The sequence below is a fragment of the Nostoc parmelioides FACHB-3921 genome (genome assembly GCF_014696625.1).
Taxonomy (GTDB): Bacteria; Cyanobacteriota; Cyanobacteriia; order Cyanobacteriales; family Nostocaceae; genus Trichormus; species Trichormus parmelioides.
In genome coordinates this window covers 1-19,202 of record NZ_JACJQL010000070.1, presented here as the reverse complement: position 1 = coordinate 19,202, position 19,202 = coordinate 1, and the positions used below count along the sequence as shown (strand labels likewise).

Genomic DNA, 19,202 nt, shown 5'->3' with positions numbered 1-19,202 from the left:
GCTCGTTTAGTAAACTGACTAAATCAACATTTTTGTTGTTGAGTTAATTTTCATTTCATCCCCATCCATCACCAAAATGTTTGGGTAGGGTTAAATTCTTATAATCAATAGCCAAATCCCTCTAATTCCCATCCCTTCGATTTAGTTCTATAACTTGCCATGCTAAAACTCTTGTTGGGCGACCCCAACGCTCGTAAGCTCAAAAAATACCAACCCTATATTACAGAAATTAATCTCTTGGAAGAGGACATTAAAGTCCTCTCTGATGAAGATTTAAAAGGTAAAACAGCAGAGTTTAAACAGCGACTTGCCAAAGGCGAAACTTTGGATGATATCCTGCCAGAAGCCTTTGCTGTGGTAAGAGAGGCAGGACGGCGAGTCTTAGGGTTGCGGCATTTTGATGTCCAGATGTTAGGTGGTGTCATTCTGCACAGTGGACAAATTGCAGAAATGAAAACCGGTGAAGGTAAAACCTTGGTGGCTACCTTACCGAGTTATTTAAATGCTTTGACTGGTAAGGGTGTACACGTAATCACCGTGAACGATTACCTGGCTCGTCGGGACGCAGAATGGATGGGACAGGTGCATCGCTTTCTGGGTTTGAGTGTCGGGCTAATTCAATCAAGCATGACACCTAGTGAACGCCAGAAAAACTATGAGTGCGACATCACTTACGTTACCAATAGTGAAGTTGGTTTTGACTATCTGCGGGATAACATGGCTACGTCGATGGCTGATGTGGTACAGCGTCCCTTTAACTATTGCGTTATTGACGAAGTAGATTCGATTTTAGTTGATGAGGCACGGACACCTCTAATTATTTCTGGTCAGGTAGAAAGACCGACAGAAAAATATGTCCAAGCGGCGGAAATTGCTCTGACTCTACAAAAAGATGAGCATTATGATGTAGATGAAAAAGCTCGTAACGTACTGCTGACAGATGAAGGTTTTGCACAAGCAGAAGAACTCTTAGGAGTAACGGATTTATTTGACCCAGAAGACCCTTGGGCGCACTTTGTATTTAATGCGATTAAAGCCAAGGAACTATTCCTCAAGGACGTAAATTATATCGTCCGTAACGGGGAAGTGGTGATTGTGGATGAATTTACCGGACGAGTGTTACCAGGCAGACGTTGGAGTGATGGTTTACACCAAGCAATTGAAGCCAAAGAACACGTAGATATTCAACCAGAAACTCAAACTCTAGCGACAATCACCTACCAAAACTTATTCTTGTTGTATCCCAAATTAGGTGGGATGACGGGAACAGCGAAGACAGAGGAAGCCGAATTTGAAAGAATTTACAAATTAGAAGTCACGATTATTCCTACCAACAGAATTAGAAGACGGGAAGACTTGTCTGACTTGGTATTTAAAAAAGAGATTGGCAAATGGCAGGCGATCGCGCGAGAATGTGCGGAGATGCACGAACTCGGTAGACCTGTGTTGGTAGGGACTACCAGTGTAGAAAAATCAGAATATCTCAGCCAATTACTGAGAGAACAAGGGATTCCCCACGAATTGCTTAACGCTCGTCCCGAAAACGTAGAACGGGAAGCCGAAATTGTTGCTCAAGCAGGACGCAGGGGTGCTGTCACCATCGCCACCAATATGGCGGGACGGGGTACAGATATCATCCTTGGTGGTAACTCTGAATACATGGCGCGGTTGAAATTGCGGGAATATTTTATGCCGCGCATTGTCCGACCAGACGATGAAGATGTGTTTGGTGTCCAGAGGGCGGCGGGATTACCTACAGGACATGGTGCTGGTCAAGGCTTTGTCCCTGGGAAGAAAGTCAAGACTTGGAAGGCTTCGCCAGAGATTTTCCCCACGCAACTTTCTAAAGAAGCAGAACAACTCCTGAAAGAAGCAGTTGATTTTGCTGTGCGGGAATATGGCGATCGCTCTTTACCAGAATTGGAAGCAGAAGATAAAGTAGCAGTAGCCGCCGAAAAAGCCCCTACGAACGACCCCGTAATTCAGAAATTGCGCGATGCTTATAACCGGATTAAGCATGAGTATGAAGAATTTACCAGCACCGAACATGATGAGGTAGTAGGACGGGGTGGTTTACACGTAATTGGTACAGAACGCCACGAATCACGGCGGATTGACAACCAGTTGCGGGGACGGGCCGGACGACAAGGTGACCCCGGTTCGACAAGATTCTTCCTCAGTTTAGAGGATAACTTACTGCGGATTTTCGGAGGCGATCGCGTTGCTGGCTTAATGGAAGCCTTCAATGTAGAAGATGATATGCCCATTGAGTCGGGGATGTTAACTCGCAGTTTGGAAGGCGCACAAAGAAAAGTCGAAACTTATTACTACGACATTCGTAAACAAGTATTTGAGTACGACGAGGTCATGAATAACCAACGTCGCGCCATCTACGCGGAACGTCGCCGGGTTCTGGAAGGTCAAGACCTTAAAGAACAGGTGATTAAGTACGCCGAAAAAACAATGGACGAAATCGTTGACTACTACATCAACGCTGATTTGCCCTCGGAAGAGTGGGAATTAGATAAGTTGGTAGATAAGGTCAAAGAGTTTGTTTATCTGCTATCTGATATGCAGGCGAGTCAATTGGAAGATATGGGCGTAAGTGAGATTAAGGCGTTCTTACACGAACAGGTACGTATTGCTTACGACCTCAAGGAAGCTCAAATTGACCAGATTCAGCCAGGTTTGATGCGTCAAGCTGAACGTTTCTTCATCTTGCAGCGTATTGATACTTTGTGGCGGGAACACCTGCAACAAATGGATGCTTTGCGCGAATCCGTCGGTTTGCGTGGTTATGGGCAGAAAGACCCGCTTATTGAGTATAAGAGTGAGGGTTATGAGTTGTTCTTGGATATGATGGTGAATATCCGCCGGGATGTGGTTTATTCGTTGTTCATGTTCCAGCCCCAGCCTCAGCCGGTTGTGCAAACTTCTTCTGAGATGGTTTAACTAAGTACCATAGATAAAATATTTCACGCAAAGGCGCTAAGACGCAAAGTTGTCTTAGCGTCTTTTTTTTAATGCGGAGGGGCGCGGAGGAACGCTAAGACTTGGTATGTCCTACCCATTCTTTGGCGCGGAGGAGGTATTTTTGAATTTTGCCTGTGCTAGTTTTGGGGAGTGTGGTAAATTCGACGGTCAGGGGACATTTAAAGTTAGCAAGTTGACTGCGACAAAAGGTAATTAATTCTTGGGCGGTGGCGGTTGCATCTTCTTTGAGGGTGACGAAGGCTTTTGGTACTTCGCCGCGTTTTTCGTGGGGGACGGCGATGACGGCGCATTCTAAGACGGCTTCATGGCGGTAAAGGCATTGTTCGACTTCGATGCTGGAGACGTTTTCACCGTTGGTAATGATGATATCTTTGATGCGATCGCGTACTTCAATATAACTGTCAGGATGGACTACGGCTAAATCTCCACTGTGAAACCATCCTCCATGAAATGCTTTGGCGGTATATTCTGGGTCATTATAATAACCTGTCATTACCATATTTCCTCGCATTACCACTTCCCCCATCGTTAGTCCATCCGCCGGGACATCCTGCATATTTTTGTCTACAACTCGCAGTCCATCGCCGGTGATGTAAGGGACACCTTGACGGGCTATGAGTCGGGATTTTTCGGCAAGATTTAAGTCATCCCATTCTGATTGATATTCACAAACTGTATAGGGGCCGTAAACTTCTGTTAAACCGTAAACATGAATAATTTTTGCCCCAATTTTGGAAATTTTTTCTATCAGTGTGGGTGAAGGTGGCGCGCCTGCTGTGGTAATTGTCAGGGGTGTGGCTAATTCTTGGGGACAGTGAGAATAATTGAGGAGAGAAATTAAGATGACTGGCGCAGCATTTAAGTGAGTTACGCCTTCTTGTTGGATTAACTCCCAAACTTTTGCTGGGTGGAATTTCCGTAAACAAACATGAGTTCCCCCAATGGCGGTGACAGCCCAAGGAAAACACCAGCCGTTACAATGGAACATAGGTAATGTCCAAAGATAAACGGATGTAGGTGTTAAGTTCGGTTCAATAATTTCTCCTAGAGAGTTGAGATATGCGCCTCGATGGGAGTACATCACACCTTTGGGTTTGCCGGATGTGCCACTGGTGTAATTAATAGTAATTGTCTCTAATTCGTCTGTGATCACCCAAGGTAGAGGTTCAGGACTACCTATGTTGAGAAAGGCTTCGTAATCTTCACCATTTACAGGTGTAAAACCTTTGATATCTTCGATATTAATAATATATTTAACTGTTGACAAACTATCTTGAATGGGGCGAATAATATCGGCTAATTCGGTATCAACGAAGAGAAATTTTGCGCCACAATCATTCAATATGTAAGCAACTTCTGGAGATGTTAAACGAGTATTTATGGATACTAAAACACCACCTGCTAAGGGTACAGCAAAATGGGCTTCTAGCATTTGGGGAATGTTGAAACAAAAAAAGGCAATGCGATCGCCTTTTTCCATACCAGCATCACGTAAAGCATTGGCTAAACGGTGAATCCGGGCAGCAAATTGACTATAGGTAAAGCGTTGTTCACCGTAAATAATCGCAGTTTTATGCGGGTAAACTTTGCGGTTTCGTTCAATAAATGTTAGCGGCGTGAGGATGCTATGGTAAACTGACTCAAGATTCATAGATTACCTGCAAGCTAGTATTCTTAATAACAAGCATTTAAGCAAAAAAGCGTAAGAAAACCAAATTATTGCTGGGTTCCGCAACTAGAGAATTTGGAAAAAACAAATCTCTGTCGGGATTCTGGGCTATTCTTAAATAGGTACGAGATTTGCCGAAGTAAGTAAGAATGAAACTGGCAGCAAGAGTAAGTCAGGTAACACCTTCGTTAACCTTAGCGATCGCAGCGAAAGCTAAGGCCATGAAGGCAGAGGGTATAGACGTTTGTAGTTTTAGCGCTGGTGAACCCGATTTTGATACCCCAGCGCATATCAAAGCAGCAGCCGCCAAGGCTTTGGATGAAGGCAAAACCAAGTATGGTGCAGCAGCTGGAGAACCAAAGTTAAGAGAAGCGATCGCTCACAAGTTGCAAAAGGATAATCATCTGGATTACAAACCAGAGAATGTCATTGTCACTAATGGCGGTAAGCATTCGCTTTACAACTTGATTGTGGCGCTGATTGATCCAGGTGATGAGGTAATTATCCCTTCTCCCTATTGGCTGAGTTATCCCGAAATGGTAACTCTGGTAGGTGGGAAATCGGTAATTGTCCCCACAGATGCTTCCACTGGTTATAAAATCACCCCCGAACAACTGCGAAAAGCAATTACCCCCAAAACCAAGCTATTTGTCCTCAACTCCCCATCTAACCCCACAGGGATGGTGTATACACCAGAGGAAATCAAAGCTTTGGCTGAGGTAGTAGTTGATGCAGATATCTATGTTGTGTCTGATGAGATTTACGAAAAAATTCTCTACGATGGCGCGCAGCATATTAGCATCGGTTCGTTAGGGAAGGAAATTTTTAACCGCACGTTGATTAGTAATGGCTTTGCGAAAGCTTATTCTATGACGGGGTGGCGCTTGGGCTATTTAGCCGGGCCAGTGGAAATTATCAAAGCTGCTAGTTCCATTCAAGGGCATAGTACATCGAATGTGTGTACCTTTGCTCAATATGGAGCGATCGCTGCTTTGGAGGATTCCCAAGACTGTGTAGAAGAAATGCGTCAAGCTTTCGCTAAACGTCGTCAGGTAATGCTAGATCGACTCAACGCCATTCCCGGCTTGAGTACTGCAAAACCAGACGGTGCATTTTATCTGTTTCCAGATATCAGCAAAACTGGCTTGAAATCCCTCGAATTTTGTGATGCTTTAATTGAAGAACACAAGGTTGCAGTAATTCCAGGGATAGCTTTTGGTGCTGATGACAACATCCGCCTTTCCTACGCTACTGATTTGGCAACAATTGAGAAAGGTTTGGATCGGTTAGAGAAGTTTGTCCGTTCTCGCATTTAGTGAATCATCGGGTGTCAACTACTGTCAAGTCAAAAATATCATACATCTTCTTATAGGGTGGGCATCTTGCCTACCCTAAATATTTGGAAGTTTTATTGTGGTGTGGAACATAATGAATATAAATTTGTAGTCTAGTCAGCAAATAAAAGCGGAAAATATTCCTATGACAGCGCTTACATTAAATCTCGATTCTGTCATTAAACTGACAAGAGAACAGTTTTATAAATTGTGTATAGAAAACCCTGATTTGAAATTAGAACGCAATGCCCAGGGAGAATTAATTATCATGCCACCGACAGGAGGAGAAACAGGGAGAAGTAATGTTAATTTAATTCTACAAGTAGCATCATGGAATGAAATAAATCATGGGGGTGAAGTTTTTGATTCATCTACCGGATTTACTTTACCTAATGGTGCTGACCGTTCTCCAGATGTTTCGTGGGTAGAAAAGTCTCGTTGGGAAGCATTAACTAAAGAACAAAGAGAAAAATTCATTCCTCTGTGTCCTGATTTTGTCATTGAAATAATGTCGCCATCTGACAATCTGAAAAAAGTTCAAGAAAAAATGTCTGAATACAGGTCAAATGGATGTCGATTAGGTTGGTTGATTAACCGCAAAAGGCAAGAGGTAGAAATTTATCGCCCAGAACAAGAGGTAGAGATTTTAACATTGCCTCAAACTCTTTCGGGTGAAGATGTGTTACCTGGGTTTATACTCAATCTGCAACGAATTTGGTAATAACATTAACAACTAATAACTAACACGCATTCACGGAATCAAGCTGAATTTTCCATCAAGGGGTATGGTTGAATTAAAACCTCTGCTGGAATCCCCAATTGTTGATGTAAACGCCGAATTATTTCCAAAGTTAACGCCTGTCTACGATGTAAAATGTTGCTAATTTCTGTTTTGCTGCCAATGACAGGCTCTAGATCATTTACAGATAACCCACGGGATTCAAGATAATATAAGATTGCTTCAATAGGATCTGGTGCTGCAATTGGGTAATGTTTTTGTTCGTAGGCTTCCACAAGTGTAGTTAATACTTCCAACTTGTCAGACTCTGGTGTATTTAATTCTGAATCTAACAATCTTGCAATTTCATCAAGCGCCGCACGATAATCAGCTTCATTACGAATCGGACGGGGTTCCAGCATAATATTACTGCCTCAAATACTTGTTGCATCTACGTTATCGTATTCTTTATGTGTTCCCAGAAAACGAATAAAAATAATTCCAATGTCATAACGGATGTGGACAATTAAGCGGTAATCATTGCCTTTGATATTAAAAACCACTTGATTATTCGCAATAATACTAGCTAGCATTACGATAGGTGCTTTTAATATCTGCTGGACTATCCCATTCTGCACGAGACGCTTCATCAAACGAAGCTTTTAATGGCTGTTCAGCATCGGGATACGCTTCCCAAAACTTTCGTAATGTGCTGCGGGAAATGATTCGCATAATACTAGTATTTCCTAAACTAAGTATTTCCTAAACTAAGCCCATTTCTCGCAAGCCTTGACGCAGCCTCATTGCTTCTTCTGGGTTGTCTTGTTCATGGAGGATAATGGCATTTTTAAAAGCTGTGATACTGGCTGGAACATTGCCGATTTTTAACTGTACTACCCCTAAATTTTGATAAGCTTCTGCATAGCTTGGTTTTAATTTAATGGCTTTTTGATAACAGGAGATCGCCTCTGTAAATAAACCCATTGCTTTGCAGATCATCCCCAAGTTATAATGTCCGGCGGCAAAGTTAGAGTCAATTTTTAAAGCAGTTTCATAGGTTTTTTTTGCCCCAGTTAAATCTCCAGAGGCTTTCAATAAACTACCTAAATTGTTATATGCTCCTAACTTGAGCATAGGATAAATGGGTAATTTGATGGCAGTTTGGTAGTGAGTAATTGCCTGTTGGGGATTCTTCAAGCGATTGTAAGCAATGCCTAAATGATAGTGGAGTTCATATAAAATCTCGTACTCTTCTTGACAAGCGTTGATACCACGCTTTAATAACTCCATTCCTTTGTCAATCTTCCCCGTCTCTACATATAACGCCCCTAACTTACTGCAAACATAGGGATCATGGGGATGAGTGGCGAGAAACCCTTCCATTGTGGCTTGGGCTTTGGCGTATTTGTTATTTTGAGCGATCGCACTTTTTTGATAACCTGCATGAAGAATCGCTACCCCTTGTAAATAACCAATTTGCCATTGGGGTTCTTTCTGGAGAATTGCGGAGACGCTATCATCTACTAAAGCATGGTAGGGACGCTCAAAGCGAATTGCTGGATGGTGGCGAAATAGGCGCGACACCAGAGAGTAGGGAGATTGTTCTGCACCAACTTCTTGACGTACTAGATTGACAAGTAAGTATTCTTCACTGGCGATCGCATTTTTTAAATGTGGGACAATTCCTGGTGTAAGAGTTTCATCAGCATCTAAAACTAATACCCAATCACCAGTAACATATTTTAGGGCAGTATTGCGGGCTATGCTGAAATCGTTACACCAAACAAAATCATAAACCTCAGCCCCAAATTGTCTGGCAATATGGGGAGTACCATCTTGAGAACCTGTATCTAAAACTACAATTTCATTGACTACATTCACGACACTACTCAAACATTTTGGTAGTGCTGTCGCCTCATTTTTGACAATCATACATAGACTAAGTTTCATATTGGCGAATCATTATAGTTTTTCACTTATTTTCTTAATCATCACATCAAGGCTTTATTGTATTGACAAACATTAGGGATGATGTTATAAAATTTTGACTAATTAGATGAAAGCAAAATTTGCTCACCAAAGTATCAATTTGAGATTGTTGTGGCAATTACATAGCACCTACATATCATCTACATATTTTATTCACAATACTGGATGAAATTAACTGGTGATAGTTAATGATTCGTTACAAATGCTGTGGTGATGACGTTTTGCTTGAGAGAAGCATTTTTTGGCGTTGCTTAAAATTCCTCACCCACAAGGGTATGAGGAATTTGGTAATTGGTAATTGGTAATTGGTAATTGGACTATTACCCATTATCAAAGTGAGGGACTTGCAGATAAAAAAAATATCCACAATGTAGGGTGCGTCAGTGCGAGAAAACTTCGCTGTACCACGCAATCATTGATACTGACGCACCCTACTAACCGTTAATTTGCAATAGTTTATTTTTTGGTATTCCTTTAACTGGAAGTCTTTAACCACGGAGACAGACTTGTATAATACAATTCAGATGAGGTTCATGGTATTGTGTTTACCGTGACTTTTAATCTATCTACTAATACCTGACCTTTTGTGATGCCAGCAGCTCGCCAGTAAAGTCTTAAACCAGACAATTGAGTGAAGTATTGATAAAAAGGAGCAGTACTACTCTGCGGTAAAAACATGATCGCCTCACGAGTAAAATTACCACTTCCATTAGCATCGCGCCATAGTTCTTGTGTATTTGGCGTGACTACATAGCGAAAAGTCTGCCAATTAGTCGAGGCTAACCCAGTAGCTGAACGTGACCAGCTATTAGCAGGAAAGGGGGAACCTTGACCGGGAACACCACCGCCAGCACTTTGGATAAACCCAGGTAACCACCAGTCAGGAATAGTATCATTATTTGCATCAAATTTTTCGTACTCTCCCGATGCAGACATTCCCCCACCGTATTGAAGCATAGCGAAAGAAGCCGCATTATTTCCAGAACGAATACGGGCATGGTAAGCTGGTCGCGCCCATACGTTAGGCGTACTGAAGTCCTGGTATTTACTGTTAGGAGTGAGATTTAGTCCACCTGTAGGATAGTTGTGATTCAGGATAACTAAAAATCGTCCCCCTTCGCCGGAACTAGTGTTACTCAACTGCATCCATTTAACCCGAAACTCCACGGTGACTACGCGAGTTGCATGATTAATCGGTTGCGGAAATTGCCAGTCTAAAGCAGAAAATCCTTTTAAGCCTGTAAGATTGGTGTAATTGCTACTTAAGCCATTAATCAAGATATTAGCAGCGCTATGGGTTGTACCATCAGCAATACCCACAGCTTTATTACCGCCGCCAATGTCAAAAATTTGAAAAGCAGAAGTACCAACTGGATGACCACCCCAAGAGATACTTTTACTTAAGTCTTTCCAATTTCTTATGTGACTGAAGTTCTCATTAATTAGGGTGGTTGTAGATGCTATTACTGGTTTGGCTCCAGTAATTGATATCAGGGTAGTTAACCCAGCCAAACAGCCTAAAACAATTCTCGGTAGTTGCATAAAGTCGCTCTTATTTCAGCGCCACAAGTGTAAGCGTCAGAAATTGGAGTGTCTATAGTAATCATATTGAATTTGACGAATCAATTCAAAATGAAGCTAGTAAGAAAATATAGCTGTTGACAGTTCACGGTTGACGGTTGACAGACTGGAAAGCCTTGTGTTGTCAGGATTTTATCTTAGCTTGATGTCCTAATTGATCTGGCTACGGCTATACTGAGGAAAATTACTGAGAAAGACCAAATTAAAAGCGATTTTGCCTGATGATCAAACCGCCAGCAAACGCACCTAAGATTGTACCTGTCCAAACTCCAGTTATACTTCCTTGCCAAGCTGCTCCTGGGATTATCAAAACATTACATAATTCTTTTATGCCCCAATGTTGGTTTTGACACCTCTGACTATGCAACATTAAGGTGATTTGACTACCAATGTTCCCGCCGAGAAATCCTGATGATAGTGCTAGAACAGTACAGATTAAGACTTTATTTTTGACCATTTGTTCGGTTGTGAGTTGTCAGTTGTCAGTTGTATGTGTTTTACCACTGACCACTAACTACTGACAACTCACAAATCAACCTGTATTTCTCATCCCTGCTGCAATACCATTAATGGTTAACAGTGCGCCGCGCAATAATTCTCCCTTGCTGTAACGAGAGTGAATGACACCAGAGGTAGCATTATTATTCTTGGACTGGCGTAGGCGCTTGAGGAGGGAAACTTGGATAAATCCTAGCGGAACGATTGTACCATTGCGTAACTGTACAGAACGCTGGAGTACAGGATCACCATCTAAAAGCCGACTGTGGTCGGTGATTTTCAGGACTAAATCTCTGGTGAGATAATATTCGTTGGCGATTTGCTCAAATACTTTCTCAAACCGAGACTTGTCTTCAGGATCAGATAATTCTTGTACGTAGTGACCAGCCATTTGCATATCTACCTTTGCCAAGGTCATTTCTACTTTAGAAATCACCATCTTGAAGAAAGGCCATTTGACATAAAAGTAGCGCATCAATTTGAGATGTTCTTCTGGTTCTTCGTTAAAAAATTCTTGTAAAGCTGTACCGACACCGTACCAAGAAGGTAGTAAGAATCGTGTTTGTGTCCAGCTAAATACCCAAGGAATGGCGCGGAGACTACTTAAATCTTTCTTCCCAGATGGACGACGGGCGGGACGGGAACTAATTTGTAGTTGACTAATTTCTTCGATGGGTGTGACTTGGTGGAAAAAGTCGATGAAATCAGGTTGTTCGTAAATTAAACCACGATAATGTTGCCGCGATCGCGCTGCTAATTCTTCCATAATTTCGTTCCACGGTTCGATGTCATCAAACCCAGTCCGCAGGAGGCTGGCTTGAATTACTGCCGTGGTGATGGTTTCCAAATTGTACAGGGCTAAATCCAGCAAGGAGTATTTGGAAGCTAACACCTCCCCTTGTTCGGTAATTTTAATCCGCCCGTTGATGCTGTGTCCTGGCTGTGCCAAAATCGCTTCGTGGGCTGGGCCGCCTCCTCTACCGACAGAACCGCCTCGTCCGTGGAAAATCCGCAGATTTACGCCATATTCTTCGGCGATTTTCTGTAATGATTTTTGGGCTTTGTGAATTTCCCAGTTGCTACTCAAGAAGCCAGAGTCTTTGTTGCTGTCGGAATATCCCAGCATAACTTCTTGTAAGTCAGGGGTTAGTACTGAGTGGGGAGTGGGGAGTGGGGAGTTGGGAATAGGGAGTTGAACTGTATCAGGACTGGGTATTTTTAACTCGGTATTCTTATAACCGCCTGCTAACAAAGCGCGGTATAAGGGTAACTCAAATAACTGTCGCATGACGCTGCGAGAACGTTGTAAATCTTCGACAGTCTCAAATAATGGTACAACCTGAATTGTACCGACGGCGATCGCTGGGTCAAAAAGTCTGGCTTCTTTGGCGAGGAGTAAAACTTCTAAGACATCGCTGACTTGACGACACATACTAATGATGTAAGTTTGGCAGATATTAATGCCAAATTCTTGTTGGAGCGATCGCACTACGCGGAAGGTTTTGATGACATCATTAGTTTTGTCTGAGAATGGTAATTCTGACGAAATTAATGGGCGACGGGTTTGCAGTTCGGTTGTTAGCCAAGCTACTCGCTGTTCTTCGGAGAGGTCGTTGTATGGCTGGGGTAATAATTGGAGATAGTCGAGAATCTCGTTTAAAGCGTCGGAGTGTCTGGTGGATTCTTGGCGAATGTCTAATTTTGTCAAGTTAAAATCAAAAATTTCCACTTGACAGATCAAATTATCCAATTCTCGGCAGCTTAAACCTGTTTCCGTCAAGTTATGCTGAATTAACCGTAGTTCCGCCAAAAAATCAGACCCCGAACGATACATGGGGCTATCTTCATTTGTGGGGGTTTCGCCTTTATATAATGCTAAATTGCGATCGCGGGTATTTTCCAGCCGCTTGAGGACGTAAGCTAACTTGAGGCGATAGGGTTCTTGGCGATATCTCAGCGCCAGAGCATCGTATACTTCACTTAACTGGGACTGATCTAACTCCAGAGATTCCAGTAAGTCTGGTAAAACGTCACTCCAGTGCATGGAGATACTTAATAATTCAATCAATTGCTTGACTGACTTGATATATCTCTCCAGCACCATTTTGCGCTGATAACAAGCTGTCTGCCAGGTAATTTCCGGTGTTACCGATGGATTACCATCCCTGTCTGAACCGACCCAAGAACCGAAGGAACAAAAATCTTTACTGGGTGGTTCTAACCAGGAAAAGGTTTGATTGAGGGCATATTTGAAACGCTTATACAGTTGAGGAATGCCATCAAATAAAACTTCTTGGAAGTAGTGCAAAGCATAATCCACTTCATCCAATACAGTGGGCTTAAACTGATGGAGTTCGTCTGTACGCCACCACAAGCGAATTTCTTCTAGTAATTTTTCCCGTATTTCCCCAGCTTCCCAAGGATAGCCGCCGCCGTCCTTAGCCCGATTTTCCACCTCATCGAGTTGTTGCAACAAATCTACTACTTGCCGTTGTTTGTCTCGAATGGTGTGGCGGACAATTTCCGTTGGATGGGCTGTGAATACCAACCGGACATCTAGTTGGGAAATTAGGCGTTGAATTTGTTGTGGCGGGACATTCAATTTAGACAATAAGGGAAATAACGCCGCAAAAGTACCTTTTTGTTTCCCTTGTCCACGATTAGTCCAATTTTTTCCTAAAAAATCAGTCCCTAAACCCCGGTTGAAAATCACATCATCTTCGTTGTGGTTAGAGGATGAGGTAATGTTTTCGGAACCATTCAAGGGTGCTGTTTCCGCTTCTAAGTCAGAATAGCGGGTTAATTGCTGCCTTTGCTCATATTCCTGCTCTATGATGTTGATTAGCTGAAAATACAAAGCAAAAGCCCTAGCTGCCCGGATAGCTTCATTAATATTCAACTGTTCAATTAACTTGACAGCAGAAACCGCTTGGTCTTTTGTGGCTTGCCCTTCTGGCGAACACAAATCACGCAACTGTCGTAACAAATCCACCATATTTTGGCCGCATTCTTGCCGCAGTACCGACTCCCACAGTTCTTCTACTATTTGGAGACGATGACGCAAGAATAATTCCGATGCTGGATATAAATTAGCAGATTCAGATAAAGAGTATAAAACAGAACCCATATTTGCTTCTCTTGTAAAGCCAATTACTGTTTAACAAGTTGATTTTTGGTAATTTATGCTCGTGGCTACTTATGTGAGCATATATTCAAAGTATATTTTTTAACTTTAATTGGTTGATTCATCGTCATCAGGGAAGGGTAAAATAGGCAGGCGATCGCCGCGAAATAATTCTTCACTGGCTTGGCCTAAGGATTCCAGGGCTTTTACGGTGACTTGTCCAGTGGTCACCAGCAGTAGTATAGACGCTGTACCTATTTCTAAGAGGAGAGATTGGGGAATGCTAAACAAAACCAAATTTAATCCGGGGGTTGGTGTGGACTGTTGGGTAATAGGAGGCATTGCTTGTCCTTAAATGATTAGCCAGCGAGTAGAATAAAACGCAAAACTCAAAATCTGTATGACTTGTAACTGTATAAGACTATCTTGTCCTATTTAGCAAGCCGAGATGGTAACGAAATTGTTAACAGAAAACTTCAAAATGTGATAGACCTATGGTTTTAGTTTACAAGTGCAGGCACTACCCCCCAACATTCGCTTCTTGTAAAGTTAACTGCCCATGAAAACAGTCCTACTAGATAGCCAGCAATCCTTGTTGCAATGGGTCAGCCAAGCAACGGGGATAAATACTTTCGGGGTGAAAGTCCGGTTACGGGGAAATGACCTTCATATTCTTTGTGAAGGTTTAGAGTGTCCTCAACGCTGGCGCACTCTCTCTGATTTGCTTCATGCGTTACAGCAAACAGATTTAGATGTCCTCACCAGCAACGAACAACCCTCAATATACCAAGTATTTGTCTACGGGCGAAAAAAAGGGGAGTACCGCCCCCAATGGTGCCACAAAGTCCACTTAAACCAGTTGGAACGCCATCTGGAACAGGTGAAACAAGCCCTGCTAGAAGACGCAGCTAAAGCCCCTGGTGGGGCCATGATTCTCTCAAATGAGAGTTTGGCACGTCGAGGCGATGCCAACGCCATAGCCCGTTATCTCAGCGAAACCTTGAGTGCAATGGGTGTGGCGGTGCAGGTGAAGGTGAAGCAGCATCAGCCTGAAGATGGTAATGCTGATGTATTTAGTCGCCTGTGGATATTTTGCCAGTCTGCTTATAGTCCTGACCCTTCATTATTAGCCGAACCCGTAGCCCAGAAATTACGCCAATTGAAGTTGGCTGGCTATCGTGATGCTGTTATTGTTTCTCAAGTTAGTGGCGAGACAAACCCTGACTGGTTGTTAAGGATTGACTTGACACCACCGGAGGTAATGCTGAAAGAATGGGCGCGGTGGGGAGATGTGCAAGCGATCGCCCGTCTACTCACAGCCGCATTATCAGAGTTACTTGTAAGTGTGCAAGTTTCCCTGCAAGAATCCACCTTACATATATTTTGTGAACCAACGGCTAATTCATCGCCGGATTCCCCAGCACCAGACAAGACAACTTGCATTGAGAAAATTTCCTGCCAACTAGAAGCGATCGCTCCCCAAGGTATCCTCGCAGCTACGGTTTACGGGCAGAAAATCAATGACAAACAACCAGAATGGATTGATTGGCTGAAGTTACCTGCCAGTGAACATCCAGCTTTGGCTACTTCCGCTTTTGACTTAGCTGTTACTGGTGATGAACCTGCAATTATTTTCCTCCTCGAACGCATCCTCAACCCAGACTTAGACCGCAAGTTAAAAACAGGTGGTCTGCGGGTACTGTTGTTGCGGAAAGGGGATTTACTCCACATTATGTGTGATGCACCCATTTGTCCCAGTCGCAAACAAGTAGCACCAAAAGTTATCCAGTTTTTGCGCCAGTTAAATTTGGCGGGGACGGCTGGCGTGCGGGTTTATGGTCGCCGTGCCGGGAATAAAGAACCTTTTTGGCATTATGGTGTAGATTTAGTTCACCGCCAGCGCTTAGTTCCCGAAGCCACCCCAGAATTTGCCGCTACTTCCGAATACGTCAACGACCTGATTACCAGGGAAGACGACGAACCAATTTTACGTTCTGAGGTCACCACAGAAGAAGTCCAGAATTTTGTCTCGGAAGTGGCGCGAGATTGGGTAGCTACCACAACCACCACCATGAGGAAGTGGTTTCTCAACACCCAGTTATTTACCGAAAGCGGTCAGCCGACAAACCAATTTACTGATAACCAAGGAGTCAAGGTTGCTTTAGTTTGGGGTACTTTGGGCTTATTACTCACCCTGCAAACAGATTGGATTTTAGGTGTGATTGTGACTCGCACTACGCCCAGTACAACACAGGCCGCGAGTATTTCCCAACCATCACCCTCTGAGCCAACATCTGACTATGAAGATAACCAAAGTCAGAGAACGGCATTTTTCACCAGCAGTTCTCAGCAGAGGGGTGGTGTATTCAATCCTTCTGGCTTCACTCAAGATGATGATCAACCCAGCAGCTTAAAAGCCGCACCACTTAGGGAAAAAGCCACAGCCGCCGCTATTTTATTAGCCGCGCGATCGCAAATGCCCAGCTTTAATGTCAGGCAATTAGATGAACAATTGGCTTTATATAAGCAACGCATCGCCAGAAACGGTAAAGCGCCGGATGTGTTAATTATTGGTTCCTCCCGCGCCCTGAGGGGAGTTGATCCGATGGCTTTATCTAAAGCTTTAGCATTGCAAGGTTATCCCAAAATAGATGTATTTAACTTTGGCATTAACGGAGCTACAGCCCAAGTTGTAGACTTTGTGGTTCGCCAAGTTTTGCAACCATCAGAGCTACCAAAAATCATTATTTGGGCTGATGGTTCCCGTGCGTTTAATAGTGGAAGAGAGGATTTAACATTTAGAGCGATCGCCAATTCCCCTGGCTATCAAGATATTTTGCAGAAAGCTCAAACAGCCTCCAGTAGAGATGAATCAACAAAAACGCACCAAAAGTCGGCTGAAGAAGTGAAAAAACCACCCAAGCCTGAAATGAATAGCTATCAAGCTGTCAATTCCTGGTTAAACCAAGGTTTGGCGGCTGTTTCTGTCACTTATCAAAACCGCGAACAAGTCAAAACATTATTACAAAATAAACTAGCATCTTTACCTATATTTAGTAGTAAGTCACCAGAAGCCACATCACCAACTCATTCAATAATAGATAATGCCGAAGATAGTAATAATTTGCAAGCTGTTGACTTTGATGGTTTCCTAGCTTTATCGGTGCGCTTTAACCCAGCGAGATACTATCAAAAACATCCTAAAGTCACAGGTAATTACGACAACGATTATAAATCATTTCAAGTAGGTGGTATACAAGATGCAGCCTTTAGAGATGTTTTGCAATTTACCCAATCGCAAAATATTTCTTTAGTCTTTGTCAATATGCCTCTAACCGCAGAATATTTAGATCCAGTACGCAAAAAATACGAGCAAGAATTTCAGCAATATATGTTAGGTTTAGCCACAAATCCTAACTTTATCTATCGAGATTTAAGCGAAGTGTGGACAAAAGCCAATGATTATTTTTCCGACCCCAGCCACCTCAATCGTTTTGGTGCTTACGAAGTCTCGAAAAAACTAGCCAATGACCCGATGATTTCCTGGCCAGCGAAGTAGAGGAGGAGCAATGGTGTGTAGGGGTGTAGGGGTGTAGGGGAAGCAAAGAATAATACTATTGACTATTGACTATTGACTATTGACTATTGACTATTGACCAATGACAACTGACTAAACCATGAACTTCATATCTATTTTGTATGGGCTTTTCTTGTTAAGTGTGCTGGGAATTTATTGGTCTGTAGGTCGTCAGAAACTGCGATTATGGACTTTGTTGATTGCTAGCTTGGTGTTTTATGCTTCCTTGAGTATCCAATACATCCCACTGTTATTAACACTCACATTTATTAACTTCCGCTTAGGGCGAGAAATTGGTAAAAACACTTCACCAGGACAACATAATCTCAACTGGCAAATTTCTAATGAAGAGTGGCAATTTGCTCAAGTGGATTGGAACCGCAAACGGCTAAATTTATTGTGGCTAGGTGTGATTTTAAATGTTTTATTATTACTCGGATTTAAGTATATTAATAGTTTCTTGCAGTTGATTTTTAATTTTCCCGTCAACCCATCAGAATCATCTTGGAAAATCATTGCACCTTTAGGAATTTCATTTTTTACATTTGAATGTATTGCTTATTTAATAGATGTTTATCGTGGTGCGCCAGCCACTAATAATTTCCTCCAATTCGCTACCTATAAATTATTTTTTGCTAAATTAATTTCTGGCCCCATTACCCGTTATCACAACCTAGCCAACCAATTCAATACATTAGAGTTGCCCACTGCTGATAAGGTGTCAGAGGCATTATGGTTAATTGCTAGGGGTGCTGTCAAAAAAGGGATTTTGGCAGACAGGCTAGGAATTTTTGTTGATTTGTGTTTTGGTAATTTGCCACGGGCTGGTAGTACTGATCTTTGGCTAGCTACCTTCGCTTATGGTTTGCAGTTGTATTTGGATTTTAATGGTTACGTAGATATCGCCCGTGGTACTGCCTTGCTATTTGGTTTAGTGCTACCTGAAAACTTTGATTTTCCCTATTTCACCACCAGCATCGCCGAATTTTGGCGGCGTTGGCACATGACTTTAGGAGATTGGTTGCGGAATTATGTCTACTTTCCTTTGGGGGGTTCTCGTCAAGGTTTAACTCGCACCTGCGGGAATTTGTTCTTGATTATGCTAATTGCTGGGATTTGGCACGGTTCCGCCTGGGGTTTTGTGGTTTGGGGTATGTATCATGGTTTAGCTTTAGTGGTTCATCGACTGACGGATGTAATGAGCGATCGCTACGAAAAGTTAGAGCTATTCTGGCAAAATCCTTTAGGGGTAGTTATAGCTTGGCTATTAACCCAATGGATGGTTTTCACTTCTTGGATCTGGTTCCGTCTACCTAATCTGCCAGAATCTTCTCTCGTCATTCAGCGCCTCTGGGGTCACTCTGCGGATGCTCAATTTGCCCAAAAGGTCTACGTGGAAGCCTTAAATACTAGCCAATCGCAAGTTTCTGTTATCCTTCTGGCTTTATTTACTCTCATGGGTATAACCTATGCCTTCAAAGGCAAACTGAAACTAGAGTTAAACTGGCCTCTAAAACTCGTCTTTGTACCTTTATGCCTCTACGCCGTTTGGTTATTCGCCCCTGAAGGTAGCCTTCCTTATATTTACTTTGATTTTTAATAGTTTAGGACTTACGCATTGACAAAAAATTTCATTCATGTGTACTAAGCAACACAAGTATGGGTAAGATTTTCTACAATGTAATCACGCAAAACTAAAGTGAATAAGTTCCTTTGCA

General features: G+C 42.7%; 12 protein-coding genes and 1 pseudogene. 5 read left to right on the top strand and 8 right to left on the bottom strand.

The features are described 5' to 3' along the window. The first annotated feature begins 159 nt into the window (after positions 1-159). Positions 160-2,952: a preprotein translocase subunit SecA gene (gene secA, locus H6G14_RS27410; protein ID WP_190571420.1), complete on the top strand. Its 2,793-nt coding sequence runs from the start codon at positions 160-162 to the stop codon at positions 2,950-2,952. Positions 2,953-3,046: 94 nt separating this feature from the next. On the opposite strand, the gene H6G14_RS27405 is transcribed toward secA, so the two are convergent. Further along, complete coding sequence (locus tag H6G14_RS27405) at positions 3,047-4,645, bottom strand: acyl--CoA ligase family protein (RefSeq protein ID WP_190571418.1); 1,599 nt, start codon at positions 4,643-4,645, stop codon at positions 3,047-3,049. 167 nt (positions 4,646-4,812) lie between these two features. Between H6G14_RS27405 and H6G14_RS27400 the strand changes: the two genes are divergently transcribed. Then, positions 4,813-5,979, top strand: a complete 1,167-nt coding sequence (locus H6G14_RS27400; RefSeq protein ID WP_190571416.1) for a pyridoxal phosphate-dependent aminotransferase — start codon at positions 4,813-4,815, stop codon at positions 5,977-5,979. Between the two features lie 163 nt (positions 5,980-6,142). Next, entirely contained in the window at positions 6,143-6,718 is a 576-nt protein-coding gene (locus H6G14_RS27395) for a Uma2 family endonuclease (protein WP_190571414.1), read from the top strand. Between the two features lie 38 nt (positions 6,719-6,756). On the opposite strand, the gene H6G14_RS27390 is transcribed toward H6G14_RS27395, so the two are convergent. From H6G14_RS27390 to H6G14_RS27360, 7 genes and pseudogenes are all read right to left on the bottom strand, one after another. Next, complete coding sequence (locus H6G14_RS27390) at positions 6,757-7,137, bottom strand: helix-turn-helix domain-containing protein (RefSeq protein WP_190571412.1); 381 nt, start codon at positions 7,135-7,137, stop codon at positions 6,757-6,759. 12 nt (positions 7,138-7,149) lie between these two features. Beyond that, positions 7,150-7,447, bottom strand: a pseudogene (locus H6G14_RS27385) (type II toxin-antitoxin system HigB family toxin). Positions 7,448-7,477: 30 nt separating this feature from the next. Continuing rightward, the gene (locus H6G14_RS27380) at positions 7,478-8,665 is read right to left on the bottom strand and encodes a tetratricopeptide repeat protein (RefSeq protein WP_190571411.1); all 1,188 of its coding nucleotides are present in this window, start codon (positions 8,663-8,665) and stop codon (positions 7,478-7,480) included. A gap of 570 nt (positions 8,666-9,235) precedes the next feature. Then, on the bottom strand, positions 9,236-10,246 hold the full coding sequence (locus H6G14_RS27375; protein WP_190571409.1) for a hypothetical protein: 1,011 nt from the start codon (positions 10,244-10,246) through the stop codon (positions 9,236-9,238). A 241-nt stretch (positions 10,247-10,487) separates the two neighbouring features. Further along, positions 10,488-10,742: a hypothetical protein gene (locus H6G14_RS27370; RefSeq protein ID WP_190571407.1), complete on the bottom strand. Its 255-nt coding sequence runs from the start codon at positions 10,740-10,742 to the stop codon at positions 10,488-10,490. Between the two features lie 75 nt (positions 10,743-10,817). Beyond that, a complete protein-coding gene (locus H6G14_RS27365; RefSeq protein WP_190571405.1) occupies positions 10,818-13,910 on the bottom strand; it encodes a phosphoenolpyruvate carboxylase in 3,093 nt (1,030 codons plus the stop codon). Between the two features lie 105 nt (positions 13,911-14,015). After that, positions 14,016-14,249 (bottom strand): hypothetical protein, encoded by a 234-nt coding sequence (locus tag H6G14_RS27360; RefSeq protein ID WP_190571403.1) that lies wholly within the window; start codon positions 14,247-14,249, stop codon positions 14,016-14,018. A gap of 217 nt (positions 14,250-14,466) precedes the next feature. Between H6G14_RS27360 and H6G14_RS27355 the strand changes: the two genes are divergently transcribed. Together H6G14_RS27355 and H6G14_RS27350 are read left to right on the top strand one after the other, a co-directional pair. After that, positions 14,467-17,466 (top strand): DUF1574 family protein, encoded by a 3,000-nt coding sequence (locus H6G14_RS27355; RefSeq protein ID WP_190571401.1) that lies wholly within the window; start codon positions 14,467-14,469, stop codon positions 17,464-17,466. A gap of 118 nt (positions 17,467-17,584) precedes the next feature. Continuing rightward, entirely contained in the window at positions 17,585-19,084 is a 1,500-nt protein-coding gene (locus tag H6G14_RS27350; protein WP_190571399.1) for an MBOAT family O-acyltransferase, read from the top strand. Positions 19,085-19,202: the final 118 nt, after the last annotated feature.

Coding starts and splice junctions, on each gene's coding strand:
- secA (WP_190571420.1), top strand. CDS start 160: ATGCTAAAACTCTTGTTGGGCGACCCCAACGCTCGTAAGCTCAAAAAA.
- H6G14_RS27405 (WP_190571418.1), bottom strand. CDS start 4,645: ATGAATCTTGAGTCAGTTTACCATAGCATCCTCACGCCGCTAACATTT.
- H6G14_RS27400 (WP_190571416.1), top strand. CDS start 4,813: ATGAAACTGGCAGCAAGAGTAAGTCAGGTAACACCTTCGTTAACCTTA.
- H6G14_RS27395 (WP_190571414.1), top strand. CDS start 6,143: ATGACAGCGCTTACATTAAATCTCGATTCTGTCATTAAACTGACAAGA.
- H6G14_RS27390 (WP_190571412.1), bottom strand. CDS start 7,137: ATGCTGGAACCCCGTCCGATTCGTAATGAAGCTGATTATCGTGCGGCG.
- H6G14_RS27380 (WP_190571411.1), bottom strand. CDS start 8,665: ATGAAACTTAGTCTATGTATGATTGTCAAAAATGAGGCGACAGCACTA.
- H6G14_RS27375 (WP_190571409.1), bottom strand. CDS start 10,246: ATGCAACTACCGAGAATTGTTTTAGGCTGTTTGGCTGGGTTAACTACC.
- H6G14_RS27370 (WP_190571407.1), bottom strand. CDS start 10,742: ATGGTCAAAAATAAAGTCTTAATCTGTACTGTTCTAGCACTATCATCA.
- H6G14_RS27365 (WP_190571405.1), bottom strand. CDS start 13,910: ATGGGTTCTGTTTTATACTCTTTATCTGAATCTGCTAATTTATATCCA.
- H6G14_RS27360 (WP_190571403.1), bottom strand. CDS start 14,249: ATGCCTCCTATTACCCAACAGTCCACACCAACCCCCGGATTAAATTTG.
- H6G14_RS27355 (WP_190571401.1), top strand. CDS start 14,467: ATGAAAACAGTCCTACTAGATAGCCAGCAATCCTTGTTGCAATGGGTC.
- H6G14_RS27350 (WP_190571399.1), top strand. CDS start 17,585: ATGAACTTCATATCTATTTTGTATGGGCTTTTCTTGTTAAGTGTGCTG.